Consider the following 15,924-nt stretch of genomic DNA (forward strand, 5'->3'; position numbering starts at 1 on the left):
ATTTACAGTCTGATCCCTTTGGCCGCTCGGGAACCCCACCAAAGTGGCGCGTATTATCAGTACGAAGCCGGGGTCTGTCAACAACTTTTTTGCTTATTTATTATTAACTTATGGATTATCCGTCCGCAGGCTGATGACGGCAGCTCACCATTTGCCACTGAACATCTTTGTCTTCGCCTTTCACACGGCGGCGCATGGTTTCATCCAGTTTGGTGATTTCACGGATCTCGACCCAGTGTTCAGTCGTGGTACTTCCAACTTCGCGGATTGCTACATCCGCAAAGCCGAGCGCTGATACTTTTTTCTGCAAGGCTTCTGCAGAGCTTTTTTGTCTGAAGAGACCGAGCGAGATACCGTCCGCCAGATCTCCCTGCGTAATAATGTAGCTATCGACTGAGCGCGCCTGCAGTTTACGCAATAAGGTCATCGCTTCCCCACGACTACCCAACGGTGGAACATGCACCCAGAACTCAGCATCTTTCAGGTTGGGTACCTTATGCTGGCTGATTAACCCAGTGAGCCCCAATTCAAGCGAGCGCGCCTGAGCCACACGAGCGCTGATATCATCAAAGTACGGGCCAAGTGCGTAGCAGAGTTTCTTACCCGGCTCCGGGCGAACAGGTTGCTGACTGGATGGCAGATTTCCAGATTGTTTCTCCGCCAGTAAGACCAGTGTTTTGCCTTGTCCATGATTGCCGTCCTGAATCCGGGCAGTGCTATCTTCTGCGGGGCGCGTAATGAAATACCCGGCAATTCCCAGGTTAATTACGATCAGGCTGTAAACTATCCAGCGCATAACAATTCCATACCATCAAATATAAGGTTTGGATAATATCCACTATCCAGCCATTCAGCCAGTTGCGCCCCGTCACCTCCGGTAATAACCAGTCGGTAGTTTTCATGGTTGCCTGCGACAGACTTTACGAATGCAACCTGCTGATGCATAACACCAGCACTGACACAGGCAACGGTGCTTTTTCCGGGGGTGAGGTCAGTATCGTGGCGTTCATCGGAAAAGGGCCGGACCCGATCCGTACCACCAAACAGTGCACGCTGAGCCATTTGCTGCCCCGGAACGATGTAGCCGCCATGGTGCTGATTACTTTCGTCGAGTAGATCCAGGGTGAGTGCGGTTCCTGCATCAACCACCAGCAAATGGTCAGTGAACATCGCTCGGGCACCCAGCATCGCAAGCCAGCGGTCGACACCCAGGCGCTTAGGGTCTGCATAGCAATGGTGAAACCCAGCGTGTCCTTCTACCGGATGTGCAATCCAGCGAAGCCTGTGGCCGTAGCGGGCATCGAAGAGTTCGTGCAGTTCTTCGTTGGTACTGACGCTGGACACGGCAACTTCATCAACCTCATCCGGCCATGCATAGTGCGGGGCTTTATCTTTATCGACATGGCCCTCGGCCAGAATCTGACCCTGGCGACGGGTTTGCCACTTAATCCGGGTATTACCGATATCAATTAACAGGACGGACACTGAGTTCTCCTGCACTGATAATTTCCATGCCGCGCTCGGTTCTCAGCATCAACTCACCCTTACGGTTTACACCTTTAACGGTGCCGCTGATCTGCTGAGTGGGCGAACTGATAACCACTTCTTTATTGTGGTAGATATCTTTCTGTGACCAGTATTCCTGCAAGGGAGCAAATCCTTCTCGTTGAAACGTATCAACACTGGACAACAATTCATCGAGTAATACTCCCGCGACCTGATTTCTGGAGAGGTCGGGCTTCAGGCTTTTCAGGTCGACCCAGGGCTGGTCTATGTCTCGTGCTTCTGACTCCGACATGGATAAATTAAGGCCAACGCCAATGACCACCTGACAGTGGCTGTTGTACTCGCCCGTCACTTCGAGAAGAATACCCGCGAGCTTACGACCATCGGCATAAACATCGTTGGGCCATTTCAGACCAACCCCGTCGATCCCAAGCCTGGTAAGCGCTTTTTCTACGGCTATCCCAACGGTAAGGCTCAGCCCCTCAAGTGCCGACATGCCCCCAGAAAAAGATACCAGTAGCGACAGATAAATATTCCGACCAAACGGGCTGATCCACTGTCGCCCACGGCGACCGCGACCCTTGCTTTGCTTCTCAGCAAGGACAGCATATCGCTTGCCCATATGATCGGACGCACGCTCGAACAGGTAGGTATTCGTTGAGTTCACTTCGAGGAGCAGCTCGAGGCAATCGAGCCTCTGACTCACTGCGCTGCGTATATCTGCCTCATCGAGTAGTTCAATAGGGTCATGAAGACGATATCCCTTACCTTTCACAGATGAGAAAGGGACTTCAAGTTCCTCTAATTTTTTCAGCTGTTTCCAGACCGCCGCGCGGCTGACGCCCATCGCTTCGCCGAGAGCCTCTCCCGAATGAAATTGCCCATCTGCCAGGTGGAGGAGTAGTTTTTTGAGCATGAAAGGATACCTTTGATAACCTATTCACTATATCAGAGTGCAATTCACTGTCAGAGTGTAAATCTGGGTGACGCCCACCCTGTTCATGAGAGATATTTATCCATTCAGGCACGAATAATAAAAAACATACTGGAGCGCCTATGACGCGACGCCACTGGATTCCAATGATTCTGTTTGCGGTAAGTGCAGGTGTAATAACGCCTGCGTCGGCTGCAGAACCTGTTTACATCCAGCCGCCCAGAGCAATTGATGATGCCTCACATCGATACTATCAGGACTTACTGGCGACTCAGTTTTCAGCAGATAACCGCCTGACCACGATAGAAAGGCCCGTCACTCAGGAGCGCAGTCTGCAACTTCTTAACACAGGTGACCTGACCATCGCGTGGAGTGGCACAAACTACCGCCGCGAGAATCTGTACCGCCCGGTAAGAGTGCCGTTGTTTCTTGGGTTATTAGGTGTCCGCGTCCCTGTCATCCGCAAAGCAGATATTGCCCGGTTCACTGCAATTACTAAGGAGTCAGAACTACAAGCAATGGTTGCCTGTCAGGGTGATCAATGGCCAGATTCGGATATTATGGAGCGCAACCACTATACCGTTGAGAGGGTTGCCAAGTTCGAGAGTATGTACAAGATGCTCAGAGGCGGGCGCTGCGATTACTTCCCTCGGTCCATTATCGAAGTGTATGGAGAACTTACGACGGCCGACAGAGACGACCTTGTTGCATATGAGGGAATCTTACTGTCTTACACCTTCCCAATGTATTTCTTCACATCGTATCAACGGGAAGAACTGGCTAACTCTCTGGAAGAGAAGCTCCATGAGTTCGCTACATCCGGGCAACTTCTTGCATTTATGAAGAAGCATCCATCAACCCGTGCAACCTTTCCGCTATCGCGGTTTCGGGAGTCGACTATTTTCTATTTACACAACCCAGACCTGCCCAGTGAGACACCGATCAGTGATACCGCACTCTGGCTGATGCCGGGTCAGAGTACGAATAAAGATTTACAGGCAATCCACTTTTTCGAATGAGGCCTGATCAACGCTCTATATCTTTCAGGCGGAAATTGAAGTGATTTTCGATCGCGCGATGCACTTCCTTGGTCTCAGGGACGTGCTCCGTATGAACAAGAATCAGCAGTGACTGAGCGTGCACATGGTGATCGCCATCAGGGTGGGTAATCACTTCACCGTCGCGGGTAACGTAAGCCAGTGGTGTTCCGACGTTAGCCTGTACAATAGAATTCACGACATCCGCCCAGCGCTCCCCCTCAAGCCATACCGGGTAACGCACCGTATGGTCATTCGCATGAGTAAACATATCTTCAATCACCACTTCTGATCCGGGGGCTGTCATAGAGCGAACCACCAGTTCAGGATATGAACGGATCGGTCGCAACAGCGAGCGAATATCAAGATCACGGATTCGCCCACGATTGGTGTCATCCACCACTTCAACGATCGCCTTACTGGCAAGCGACATTTCCCACAAACGATGAGCCACATCAAACGTATAGCTATCGCTATCTGAGGAATACTCGTCTCGCGCAAGTACAACAATATGCCTTGCCCGATCGGCATTTGCCCTTTGAAGGTCTTCCGGGCGACTGGCGAGCCCAGTGACATGAACGACGCCAAGTTCACGAAGACTGTCTGGCAAGCCGTCACGAAAATCTTCGCTCAGCAACATAATCGGAGTCTCGGCGTAGTCGCGACTCTCTCGGACCTGAGTGACAAGTCGCACGAAATACTCTTCACGGTTATATTTGGGGGTGTTTACGATCAGGATGTGCTCAGCCATGTTCCAGTTCCAGTGTCCACTTCGGATTCTCTCGCGGCGGGCGATGCGAAAATCAACGTAGTCGCTGATGAGCAGTGTCATCAGCGTTATACCAATACCAAAGATAAGCAGTATCGTCGCCAACTGCCCCGGTACCGTCTGCGCGGATAAATCGCCATAACCCACGGTTGTGAGCGTAGTCAGCGTCAGCCAGAAAGCTTGCCAAGGCGTCATATCCTCGAGCCATACCATGGCCGCAATGTGCAGAACGACAAAGCCGAGAAGAATAAGCGCTATTTTCCGAACACTCCGCCCGATCTGCCGATCAGTCATATAGATCGCGTGGCGAGTGCGTTTCTGATGGCGGACGAAGCGTGTCAGTTTATTCATATCCGCATCATAGCCCGTCCGCCCTCTCTCTGCGATCCCTCACCTGATACTCCGTCCGCTTTCGGTTACACTCACTGCAATTATATAAACAACGGAACCGCTATGAGCTACCACATTTACGGCATCGGCAATGCATTGGTCGATAAAGAATTCGAAGTTGACGACGCTTTCTTTAAAGATGCAGGCATAGAAAAAGGCATGATGACCCTGATCGAAGAGGATCAGCTGGCGACCATGCTGACCACCCTGACAGAACGCTACGGTCTGAAAAAACGCGCATGCGGTGGCAGCGCAGCCAACACGATTATTGGCGCGAGCTACTTCGGTGCGAAAACCTTCTATACCTGCAACGTCGCCAACGACGAAGCCGGTGATTTCTATATAGCAGATATGAAAGCAGCCGGTGTCGATACCAACCTTGGCGACGATCGTGATGCCGGCGTAACCGGTAAGTGTCTGGTGATGGTAACGCCTGACGCAGAGCGCACCATGAACACCTATCTGGGCATTACCAGCGAACTGCATTCAAACCATATTGATGAAGAAGCACTGGCTAAATCAGAATACGCCTATATTGAAGGTTACCTGGTGACGTCCGAACCAAGCCGAGCTGCCGCTATTCAGGTGCGTGAGCTGGCCCGTAAGCATGGTGTGAAAGTCGCCATGACCCTCTCTGACCCAGCGATGGTTCAGTTCTTTAAAGAGGGTGTTCAGGAAATGGTCGGCGACGGTGTCGATCTGCTGTTCTGCAATGAGCAGGAAGCAAAGCTATTCGCCGACACCGACGATCTGGAAACAGCCATCGAAGCCATCAAAAAAGTCGCCAATACCTTCGCCATCACACTGGGGCCAAAAGGCGCCCTCGCATGGGACGGCGACACACTGCACGAGATTGCGCCCAACTCAGTGACTGCAGTCGACAGTAACGGAGCCGGTGACATGTTCGCAGGTGCCTTCCTGTACGCTATTACCCATGGCTATGATTTCGCAGCAGCAGGTCGCCTTGCCAGCGCGGCGTCGGCGCAAGTCGTCAGTCAATTCGGGCCACGCCTGGAAGCTGAGCAGCATGCTCCGCTGAAGGACGTTTTGTAACCCACCACACGATAAGCGTAAGCTCGCGCCCAGTATGATGGGCGTGGGCAATCTCCTCTTTATAACACCGGACCAAGTTTTTCCTGAGGTTTGTCATTTATGTGCAAAGCAATGTGTCACATCAGGACTAATTGGTTTACTTATGTAAGTTTTTGAAATAGATTCCACACCTAATTTTCACTTATTCAGGAACGACAAGTGTCGCTGCTGGATTGCAGTGTTTCATTAAAACGGAGAATCTAGAATGAGCAATCAAAAGCTACCCTTCGCTGGCAGCCTACTCGCAGCCGCTATCGCGCTTACTGGCTGCGGCGGCAGCAGTGGTGGTTCAACACCTTCAGGCCTTGCTAACAACGATGAAGGCACAGCTGTAATTAGTGCCAAAGGTGGCAACGGCCTGCTTGAAGGTGGCGGGGGTGGAGAAGTAGGTATCTCCAAAAGCTATGGAGCCGGCGAGCTTAAAGTTGCTCTGAGAGGAACACCAGATGCTGACTACGAGCTACCAGGCTTCACTCCAAGCATCGGTACAAATGGTCTTGCGGTCGCGACTGACACTGTAATCTACTCCATCGACTTTTACGATGGTGAAGAAAACGTTCTTACTTCTGGCACCCCATACTTCAGCGGGAACATGATTTATATCTACGACGGTGCTGTTGATTCAGACGAAGACCTCTACCTTCGCAAAACCAGCACCCAGGTTACAGGCATTGAAATATTTGCTGGTGCAACACTTACCATCGCGTCAAACAATAGCTCTTTTGATCTTTTCTTAACGAATGACCTGATCAACAACGGTACTTTTACGACTGCAAACCTCCCTGCAGAAGAAGAGACCAGTACACGTCCAAATGTCGAAGTATACTGTAACGGCTTTACAGGCTCCGGCGTTGTTGAAATGTCTGGATTCAGTAACGACTACCCGAATGGTCGCGATTTCAGAGTTTACGCTGACTACGTAGCATACAGCGGTACGATCAATGCTAACGGACTCGATACCGACGATGCTGGCGCCGAAGGTTCTGTTCCTGGTGGTGAAGGTGGTTACGTCCAACTAAACGGCGATTACTTCCTGGAGAATACCGGTTCAATCAACGCTGAGGGTGGCGATAGCATCGACTCCTATGCAGGTGAAGGTGGCGATATATACCTCTACAGCGATTACCTGTTGGCCAACTCCGGTGCATTGTCGATTAACGGTGGTACGGGCGTTCAGGCTGAAAGATACAGCGCAAGTGATGTTCGACTTCGTGCTTATCACACGTTGGTCAATACCGGTAATATCAGTGCAGCGGGGAGCTCAGCTGTTGAAAGCGAGGGTATGCCTGGTTCTCGCGGTGGTAATGGCGGCAGAGTCTCATTACAGCTATATCTTGATGGTGGTGAGGGTGCATCGCTGGCTGAAGACCCTAAACTGATCAACACCGGCAACCTGAACAGCAACGGCGGTGCTCCCGCAGGTTCATATGCAGGTGGCGAAGGCGGAAATATCAGCATTTATGTATCTGAGTCTGAATACGGTGCTGAGGGTACGGCTCACCCTGCAATGGTGGCTATCTCGGGTAGCTTAACTGCCGATGGTTATTCATCAGATGCCGTTGAAATTGGTGGTGAAGGCGGCAGTATTTATATCGGCCAGGACAGCACCGTTATCTCGGAAGTAGACACACAGATCGTTGGCTACACAGAGATCAACACATCGGGTGGCTCTAGTGGTGCAGAAGGCGGATACGCTGGCGGAGTAGATGTATCCTCCTATTCCAACTACGAAGACGACGACGCACTGATATACGCCCCAGCAAGCCCGATTGTGATTTCAGATACCGCTATCATTGCTTCAGGCGGTAGTGCTACGTATGAAGAAACTACTGCTGACGAGTTCGGAATTGAGTCTGGTAACGGTGGCTATGGTGGCTATGTATACCTTGCCAGCGATGCTACAGTACCAGCGCTCCAGGCTGAGATTGTCGACGCAACCGTCGAATACACGGGAACAATCAGCGTCGATGGCGGTAATGCTTCTGGGTTCGAAGCGTTTGATGGTTCAACCGGTGCGTCTGGTGGTACTGTATCCGCATACGGAACACATGGCGCATCCCTTGAAGGTACACTGACAGCGAATGGGGGTTCTGCAAGCTCCACCGGTCGCGACGAAGCGAATGAAGACGGGCAAACCTACTTCTACGGTGCAGAAGGCGGATCTCTCTTCGTTAACGCCCCTAGCGGTGACGTTGATGTCGACGCTTCGGTTAGCCTGAACGCAGGTAATGCGGCTAATTACGCGATGAACGGCGGTTCCATTGGGCTATTTGCATCAGGAAGTACCCGACTGGAAGGTTCTGTAAGCTCTACTGGCGGTAACGCAGATGCGAGCCTGTTCGGCTCTGTCGGTGGTTTCGGAGGTCAGATTTATATGCTGAGCATCTCTGAGGATTACCGTAGCACTGACGATCTGACCCTCACAGGTGGCACCGGTGATTCCGCAGGCACAAGCGGCGGATTGGCGCACGGTGCTGAATGTGAAACAGGCAATTGTGCAAACCAAAGCATATCTTACTACGGCATGCCGCGGTAAGTAGTTAATATGCGATGAATAAAGGGGGAGGAGACTCCCCCTTTTTTTTGGAAGATCATAATGCTTAACCGATATACCCTATTTCTTCTTCTGGCAGTATCAACGAACAACGTTTTCGCGGCCGATGTCCTTAAGATAGCCCCCGACAACCAGGGCGTTATCATCCTCGAAGACTCTCCAGCGGTTCTGAATTTATTAACAGAGCTAAATGAGGGAACACACCTTACGATAACAGCAAGCAGTGACATAAAATCTTCAATCGTTATTGATAAGGGTACCTATACACTCGATTCCGTCATTCGGATCCTGGATTCCCAATACAGCACAATTAAGGGCTTCGATAGTAATGGGATGCTAAAATCGATAGGCGTTATACCTCTAGGTAAACCTACTATCGCCTCAACTCTAAAACCAGTACGAGAGCTACTGGAGGCCAGATCGCAAACTCCAGCAGCGATAAAAACGACACCATCAGGTTTAGACACGCAAGAAGTACCAGAGCATATTGATATCCACAATATGACGAGAGAAGACTGGCGTAGCCTTTCATCTCAGGAAGCCGCCACTGTAAAACGGAAGTTGGTGGAACACAGGAACGATGAAGTTCGAAAACGCGAGAAAGCAGAGAGACAAAAAGCAGACCGGGAGTTTATGAACTCCCTCGAAGAGGTACGCAAGTCAAATCCTGAGTTCTACGAGGTTTTATTGGATAGACACAAAAAACGTATTCAAAGAATTCGGGCTGAACGCAATGATTGATATACCCTCTGGCCCAGAAGCAGCGGCATTAGCTTTACAGTTTAAGCTCCAACAAAGCGAAAAATGGCCGAGGCATCAAAGAAAAGCGGCACAAGACAAGTGCCTTAGTAATATTCTCAGTCATGCAATCCAAACGGTACCCTATTACAACGAACACCCTGATATCAAAGCAATGGGGGCAAACCTGAATTGGAACAAAATACCAATCCTGACCAGAGAAAAGCTTCAGCAGAATACAGAGAGGCTTCTCAGTACGGCCCCGCCTAAGAGCCATGGAAGAGCTTATGAGTTCAGGAGTTCAGGTTCGACTGGCCGCCCTGTAAAAGCTTTTTCATCTGATTATGCCCAGATGTTCTGGCGTGCTTTTACGGCACGAGACCATATTTGGTCAAATAGAAATATGTCAGGCAAGATTGCAACGATCAAATACCACGATCCAGAAAAATTACGTTACCCTGGGGCTCATCAATCAGGATGGGGCCCATCAACCAATGCTCTGGGATATGCAGGCCAATTAATAGCATTAAATAGCTGTGAAGCCGTAGAGAAACAATATCAGTGGCTGTGCGAAAACCAACCTGACTACCTGCTTACTTATCCTAGCAATCTGCAAGAGCTTGCCGCTCTTCACAAGAAAAATGGGAAACAGCTACATCTCAAAGGTATTTCAACTCTAGGCGAAAATTTGTCTTCAGAGACGAGGGTGCTGGCTAGAGAGACTTTTCGATGCCGAGTAAGCGATATGTACAGTTCGCAGGAGGTAGGCTACATCGCGCTTCAATGCCCGAAGCACGACCACTACCACATCCAGCAAGAGAGCTGCATGGTCGAAATTCTGGACGACAATAACCAGCCATGCCCACCAGGCACCATGGGCCGCGTAGTAGTCACCACGCTCCAGAACTACATTATGCCCCTAATCCGCTATGAAATAGGTGACTACGCCGTTCCAGGGGAAGGCTGCGACTGCGGTATTACTTTGCCGGTTATTAAACATATCGCTGGTCGAACCCGAAATCTTCTGACCTATCCCGACGGTCGCAAAACCTGGCCCTCATATAATCCGATGGCGTTGATGGAAATATTTCCTTTATCACGTTTTCAGCTTGAACAAACTGCGGTCAATGACATTACCTTCCGCGTGATGACTGAAGCAGAGATTTCATCAGACGATAAGCAGCAAGCCATTAAGATAATTCAGGATGCCATGCAGCACCCATTTAATATCACGGTAGAGAAAGCAGACGATCTCCCGCGCTCAGCCGGTGGTAAATACGAAGAGTTTAAATCGGTACTTTAACTATGTTTTCACCGGAAGATTACGCCTCTATTTTTAATGCTCGTGCCGACGCCTATCACGAAGCCATGCGGCGTTGGCCCGACGCAAGAAATACCGAGTTCACCACCTTGTTTAAAGGTATGTCTCTGAAAAAAGGGATGCACATCATTGATGTACCTTCCGGTGGCGGATATCTGGCTCGATACCTGCCCGACGATGTCAGCCTGCACCACCTTGAAACCAGCGAGCTATTTGCACGCCTGTTCAAAGAAGAAGCACACTCCGGAAGCAAACACCCGCTTACGCTCTGTGAACTTGAAAGACTGCCAGAACAGGATAACTCGACCGACCTCGCCTGCAGCCTCGCCGGCTTGCATCACATTGAAGATAAAACGCCATTATTCAAAGAGTTGTTCAGGATACTTAAGCCCGGAGGCTGGGCCAGAATAGCGGATGCACACTCAGAGTCTGCCACCGCTGCGTTTCTGGACGGCTGGATGGGAAACCACAACAGCATGGGACATCACGGCTGGTATCTGAACGAGGACACGCTGAGCAGCCTACGGGAAACAGGTTTCACCGACATCACTGCCGTCAATGAAGAGTACCACTGGGTTTTTAACTCTGAACATGAGGCCGCCGCCTACTGCAAACGCTTGTTCGGCATTGATCTGGCCAGCACCGAAGAAACCGAAGCTGCCATTCGGGAGCTACTCGGTTTCGACACCCTGGAGAGCAATCTCATTGGTATGCGCTGGTCCCTGTACTACCTGTCTGCTCGTAAGCCCTGAGCAAAGGTTATGAAGCTGGCTGCTCAGAATCCAGCCAGATTGAAAGCGCCCCTGTGGCTATGCGGGTCAGAGCATCTTTCCCGCAAACTTCCCACAAAGTTATCCACAGATACTGTGGAATACCCACAGGACAAAAGAGATCAATTCTTAAACAGGTTTTTACTAAAAACCTATATATTTCATCGCCTTATAGTGTTTTTTTAAGAGAACGACAGAATTACATCGCGTCAACACAAAATATTCTGAAATCTTGGGCTTGACTTATCCACATCGCGCAAAGAATCACCAGAAGTGAGTTCCTGCTCACGCGCCAGCAAGCGTTCTTTCAGTTCTGTTCCCCAGCGGTAACCGCCCAAAGAACCATCCGAACGGACGACCCGATGACACGGAATCAATATCCCCAACTTGTTAGTGCCACAGGCATTAGCCACCGCGCGAACAGCGCCCGGCTGACCAATACCCTCGGCCACCTCGGCGTATGTCCGGGTCTGGCCTACAGGAATCGTTTGCAGATATCGCCACACCCGGCACTGAAATTCCGTGCCCAACATATGCAGCGGGGTTTTCAATGTTCGCTTGGGCGACTCCACCGACTGAAGCACATCATTGAGAACATGTGCGGCCCGCTTTTCAGAGGTAAGTGTGATGTTGGGGAACAGATGCAGCAACTCATCCAGGAGTTCTGTACGACAGTCTCCGGGGAGCACAGCAAAAAGTTCTCCATCACACACGGCCGCTGCAATAACGCCGTACGAGGAAAGCCCAAAGGCGACATCTAATGAAGGAATATATTTACCGGGCATAAATCAGTTTAGGTTAACGTTTCTGTAACCTTATCAGGTGAGGAAGAAGCTGTACGAAGAAACAGAAGAAAGCACAGGAATGTCCGGTTTGAAGACGCTTTAGAGCGCGCCTTCTGCTCAGAAAGTTAGTCAGCAAGTAGCAAAACCGGACATGTGTTCACAATGCGGAATGGCAATGTCAGGGCGAACGTCAGCTCAGCCCTGAATCGTATAGCGAATCACCTCGACCACCTGCTCTGGTGTTGTCGCCCATCCCATGGCAGCGGCATCCACCTCTTTCAGCGGGTGAACGATGTCTTCGCCATGCAATGTTACGTAAGGCTTACCCAGCGCGGCGCAGAAACCGGCATCAAAGGCCGCATTCCATTGCTTGTACTTGTCGCCAAAACGGATCACTGCCATATCGCAATTCTCAATTAAGGTTTTAATACGGATCGCGTTAATCTTCGCCGATTTATGATCACGCCAGAAACCTTCACACTGAGGCCCAAGCACATCGCCCGCAGCATCGCTGGAGTCGTGATCGGTATTCGCTGAAGAAAAACTCACCGGCAGATCCAGTGCCTCACATCCCTTAATGATCTGTTCGCGCCAGTCGGTGTGAATTTCGCCTGACAGATAAATATTCCAGTGCATACTCTCTCTCGCTATCGGTTATAAAACGGGCTGTAACATCGGATACAGAAGCCGCTATTATGCCTGACTGACACTATGATTCGAGGTCCGGCTGCTGTGATCCGCTTTGCACTGACGATTCTTTGCCTGCTCCTGCCCTCTCTGAGCAATGCAGACTTGTTGCGCATCGCCGTGGCGTCAAACTTTACGCACACGCTTAACACACTGCTCCCTGAGTTTGAAAATGACACCGGACATGACGTGGAGATCAGCAGCGCCTCATCCGGCAAGCTCTATGCTCAGATTCTTCACGGCGCCCCGTTTGATGTCTTCCTTTCGGCAGATACCGACAAACCACAACAGCTCGCCGAACAGTTTCCGAAGATAGAGTCGACGCTGTTCACCTACGCCACCGGCAGGCTGGTTTACTGGTGCCCGAAGGAATGTGAGTACCCACTCTCAGGGATATCAACGATGCCCGCCACGCTTGCTATCGCCAACCCACGGCTTGCCCCGTACGGGCTTGCGGCGAAACAGACCATAGAAGCACTCAAAGTCAGTACCCCAACACTGGTGACCGGCGAAAACATCGGGCAGGCTTACCGCTTCATCGAAAGTGGTCACGCACAGGCCGGATTTATTGCACTGTCGCAAGCCGTCGCAGCAAGGCTTCCTGCCAGTCAATATTGGTTGGTAGCAGAGCATCATCATGCAGCTATTCAGCAAACTGGAGCTCTGACACCCCGGGGCCTGAACAACCCCGCGGCACGCACCTTTATAGAATATCTTCGCCGCCCCGAGATACAGGCACAGATTACCCAACAGGGGTATGCTTCGCTCTATGACTGATTTTCTTCTGACACCGGCCGATATCGAAGCACTCTGGCTGACATTCAAACTGGCGAGCGTAGTAACCCTTCTGCTTCTCGTCATCAGTACACCGCTGGCACTCTGGCTAAGCAGCGGACACAGTGGCAGCCATCGAATGGGAACGCATCGCTTAAAAGGCATGGTGCAGGCTATGATTGCCCTGCCATTAGTCCTGCCACCGACGGTATTGGGCTTCTACCTCTTAATCGCATTCAGCCCCACCAGCGGGCCCGGACAATTTCTTCATGGTATTGGGCTTGGATCGCTCGCCTTCAGCTTCACCGGGCTGGTGATCGCATCTATGATCTACTCCCTGCCCTTTGTGGTGCAGCCACTAGTGAATGCATTCAACGCCATCGGCGTGCGCCAGACTGAAGCGGCGGCAACACTCGGCGCCGGCCGCTGGGATACCTTTCGCTACATTACCTTGCCATTGGCACGCCCCGGATTTATCACCGCAGGCGTGCTGGGTTTTGCTCACACCGTGGGTGAGTTTGGCGTGGTGCTGATGATCGGCGGCAATATTGCGGGTGAAACCCGTGTTGCTTCTGTCCAGATCTACGACCATGTAGAAGCACTTGCTTACCCACAGGCCCATGCCCTGTCTGCCATACTGCTGGTGTTCTCCTTCGCGGTACTGCTATGGATCTATGCCCGGCGCACCGGCGCAACAGGAACGTCGGGGGCGAAAGGATGGCTGTAAGCGAACTTTCCTTACGTATCAGAGTCGGCCTCGAAGACTTTGAACTCAATGCCGATCTCGCTCTGCCAGGCAAGGGCGTAAGTGTGATTTTCGGGCCATCGGGCTCTGGCAAAACGACATTACTGCGGGCCATAGCGGGGCTTCAGATCAGCGAGGGTGAAATCTGGTTCAACGGCGACTGCTGGCAAGGCAGCGGCGAGCACCGCAAAACATCAGAACGCCCACTGGCGTATGTCTTTCAGGAAGCCAGCCTGTTTCCGCATATGACCGTGGCAGCAAACTTCGATTTTGCCGAGCGTTATGCACTGCACGCCGACACACCCTCGTTACGTGATGACTTGATTACCTTGTTCGACATCCGTCATACCCTGTCGCGTAAGCCCGATCGCTTATCCGGCGGCGAACGCCAACGTGCCGCCATCGTCAGAGCCTTGCTACGCCAGCCAGATATTCTATTGATGGATGAGCCACTGGCCTCGCTCGATGATGCACGCAAGCAAGAGATTCTTCCGTATCTTGAACGGCTGAAAAGCGAATTCGAGCTGCCCATCATTTATGTGACACACTCCGCCTACGAAGCGGCACGCCTTGGCGACTACATCGTTGCACTGGATAAAGGCAAGGTGGTCAGCCAGGGCACACTTTACGACGTGATCGGCGATCCGGAATTTCCGGGAGATATCAGCCGCGAAGCCGGTACCGTGGTCACCGGGACCGTCGACAGCATCGACGATCAATGGCACCTCGCACAAATCAGAACCGGCAGCTCAACGCATATCAATGTTCCTGCAAATAACCTGACTCCCGGCGACTCTGTTCGCCTGTGGATACGCGCCAGTGACATCAGCCTCAGCCACCAACCGTTAACAGACAACAGCATCAGCAATAGCCTGCTGTGCCAGATTGAAGATATCCGTCACGACCCCAACCCGGCATTGATGATCGTCAAATTACGAACTGAGAGCATGGAACTCATCACCCGGATCACCCGACAGTCCGCCAGCCAGCTAGCGCTTAAGCCCAAGATGCCGATTTACGCACACATCAAAACCGCCGCACTGATCTGACCACCACAGACTCCGCGGCGGGAGTAGAGCCCTGATAAAAAACCATATACAATGCAGCCACTTACAGAGACCTGTTCACTGTAAACCGCCCGTAGCTCAGCTGGATAGAGCGCTGCCCTCCGGAGGCAGAGGTCGCAGATTCGAATTCTGCCGGGCGGGCCATCAGTGTAAGGCCTGCCAAGTAAGTGACCACTTACAAAATCTTAGCTGTGCCCTAAATGTGCCCGATTTGTGCCCAAGCAAAAAATGACATTTCACTGCTATCTTAATTTTTGACCTCTACCCTACAAAATCACAATACATTTTTACGTGTTTTGTTAATCAATCTACCAGATCTCTTTTCGGGGGGGGGGAATCGGTGTAAAAGCTTCGAATAGATGAGCGCGAAACCATCGGCGACGCTCAACTTGACGAAACTCGTTCAAGACAAACCGATAGTCACACGAGCCAAGACGATCACCACAACCACATGGACAAGGTAATTTATTTGCCTCACGCTTGCGCAAACCTAACGCTTTCAGAGCCCGTAGAACTGATGCTTTACCATTGACATTGAACAACTGAGAATAATCATCAATCAGGCCTTTCTCACCATGGTCCAGTTCGCCATATGGAAAGTTGCCAAATTCAACCCGATGGGACACCGAATAAAGAAACCTGACAACAATCTTTTCGAAAAAGGTTGTCAATGACGAGTCGGTTTTTAAAATTGACTTAATTTTCAGGTCTGAGCCAAGACAAAATGATCCATCAGAGTAAGTATGGAAGTCCTG

15 protein-coding genes, 1 tRNA gene and 1 pseudogene are annotated in these 15,924 nt (G+C 51.2%); 10 read left to right on the forward strand and 7 right to left on the reverse strand.

Annotation, left to right across the window (positions count from 1 at the left end; translation table 11 throughout):
* Positions 1–115 precede the first annotated feature (115 nt).
* Genes B2R29_RS10745 through birA form a run of 3 tightly spaced genes read right to left on the reverse strand, consistent with a single transcriptional unit; the run spans position 116 to position 2,422 of the window.
* Entirely contained in the window at positions 116–796 is a 681-nt protein-coding gene (locus tag B2R29_RS10745) for a hypothetical protein (protein ID WP_301181077.1), read from the reverse strand.
* The gene (locus B2R29_RS10750; protein ID WP_301181078.1) at positions 784–1,485 is read right to left on the reverse strand and encodes a type III pantothenate kinase; all 702 of its coding nucleotides are present in this window, start codon (positions 1,483–1,485) and stop codon (positions 784–786) included. Before B2R29_RS10750 ends, B2R29_RS10745 begins: the two co-directional genes overlap by 13 nt.
* Complete coding sequence (birA, locus tag B2R29_RS10755) at positions 1,466–2,422, reverse strand: bifunctional biotin--[acetyl-CoA-carboxylase] ligase/biotin operon repressor BirA (RefSeq protein ID WP_301181079.1); 957 nt, start codon at positions 2,420–2,422, stop codon at positions 1,466–1,468. The genes B2R29_RS10750 and birA overlap by 20 nt, the downstream gene beginning before the upstream one ends.
* A 140-nt stretch (positions 2,423–2,562) precedes the next feature.
* Between birA and B2R29_RS10760 the strand changes: the two genes are divergently transcribed.
* Positions 2,563–3,459: a hypothetical protein gene (locus tag B2R29_RS10760; RefSeq protein ID WP_301181080.1), complete on the forward strand. Its 897-nt coding sequence runs from the start codon at positions 2,563–2,565 to the stop codon at positions 3,457–3,459.
* A gap of 7 nt (positions 3,460–3,466) precedes the next feature.
* On the opposite strand, the gene B2R29_RS10765 is transcribed toward B2R29_RS10760, so the two are convergent.
* Positions 3,467–4,597, reverse strand: coding sequence for a potassium channel family protein (locus B2R29_RS10765; protein ID WP_301181081.1), 1,131 nt, complete (start codon positions 4,595–4,597; stop codon positions 3,467–3,469).
* A gap of 102 nt (positions 4,598–4,699) precedes the next feature.
* Here B2R29_RS10765 and B2R29_RS10770 point away from each other — a divergent pair, with 102 nt between their 5' ends.
* From B2R29_RS10770 to B2R29_RS10790, 5 genes are all read left to right on the forward strand, one after another.
* Entirely contained in the window at positions 4,700–5,689 is a 990-nt protein-coding gene (locus B2R29_RS10770; RefSeq protein WP_301181082.1) for an adenosine kinase, read from the forward strand.
* Between the two features lie 244 nt (positions 5,690–5,933).
* On the forward strand, positions 5,934–8,264 hold the full coding sequence (locus B2R29_RS10775) for a hypothetical protein (RefSeq protein ID WP_301181083.1): 2,331 nt from the start codon (positions 5,934–5,936) through the stop codon (positions 8,262–8,264).
* 60 nt (positions 8,265–8,324) lie between these two features.
* A complete protein-coding gene (locus tag B2R29_RS10780) occupies positions 8,325–9,023 on the forward strand; it encodes a hypothetical protein (protein WP_301181084.1) in 699 nt (232 codons plus the stop codon).
* Entirely contained in the window at positions 9,016–10,323 is a 1,308-nt protein-coding gene (locus B2R29_RS10785; RefSeq protein ID WP_301181085.1) for a phenylacetate--CoA ligase family protein, read from the forward strand. The genes B2R29_RS10780 and B2R29_RS10785 overlap by 8 nt, the downstream gene beginning before the upstream one ends.
* Positions 10,324–10,325: 2 nt before the next feature.
* Positions 10,326–11,093, forward strand: coding sequence for a class I SAM-dependent methyltransferase (locus B2R29_RS10790; protein ID WP_287027417.1), 768 nt, complete (start codon positions 10,326–10,328; stop codon positions 11,091–11,093).
* Between the two features lie 227 nt (positions 11,094–11,320).
* Here the strand turns inward: B2R29_RS10790 and B2R29_RS10795 are convergent, their stop codons facing one another.
* Together B2R29_RS10795 and B2R29_RS10800 are read right to left on the reverse strand one after the other, a co-directional pair.
* A complete protein-coding gene (locus B2R29_RS10795) occupies positions 11,321–11,896 on the reverse strand; it encodes a methylated-DNA--[protein]-cysteine S-methyltransferase (protein ID WP_287027415.1) in 576 nt (191 codons plus the stop codon).
* Positions 11,897–12,091: 195 nt separating this feature from the next.
* Positions 12,092–12,532 (reverse strand): YtoQ family protein, encoded by a 441-nt coding sequence (locus B2R29_RS10800; RefSeq protein ID WP_301181086.1) that lies wholly within the window; start codon positions 12,530–12,532, stop codon positions 12,092–12,094.
* Between the two features lie 75 nt (positions 12,533–12,607).
* On the opposite strand from B2R29_RS10800, the gene modA reads away from it, so the two are divergent.
* The 4 genes from modA to B2R29_RS10820 all read left to right on the forward strand — a co-directional run bounded on the left by modA (position 12,608) and on the right by B2R29_RS10820 (position 15,313).
* Entirely contained in the window at positions 12,608–13,360 is a 753-nt protein-coding gene (gene modA, locus B2R29_RS10805) for a molybdate ABC transporter substrate-binding protein (protein WP_301181087.1), read from the forward strand.
* Complete coding sequence (modB, locus tag B2R29_RS10810; protein ID WP_301181088.1) at positions 13,353–14,084, forward strand: molybdate ABC transporter permease subunit; 732 nt, start codon at positions 13,353–13,355, stop codon at positions 14,082–14,084. Before modA ends, modB begins: the two co-directional genes overlap by 8 nt.
* Positions 14,075–15,151 (forward strand): molybdenum ABC transporter ATP-binding protein, encoded by a 1,077-nt coding sequence (gene modC, locus B2R29_RS10815; protein ID WP_301181089.1) that lies wholly within the window; start codon positions 14,075–14,077, stop codon positions 15,149–15,151. The genes modB and modC overlap by 10 nt, the downstream gene beginning before the upstream one ends.
* Positions 15,152–15,236: 85 nt before the next feature.
* Positions 15,237–15,313, forward strand: a tRNA-Arg gene (locus B2R29_RS10820).
* A 164-nt stretch (positions 15,314–15,477) separates the two neighbouring features.
* Here the strand turns inward: B2R29_RS10820 and B2R29_RS10825 are convergent.
* A pseudogene (locus B2R29_RS10825) lies at positions 15,478–15,924 on the reverse strand (hypothetical protein); the annotation flags it as partial.

Source organism: Thalassolituus sp. UBA3500 (genome assembly GCF_002377545.1).
GTDB lineage: Bacteria > Pseudomonadota > Gammaproteobacteria > Pseudomonadales > Oceanobacteraceae > Thalassolituus.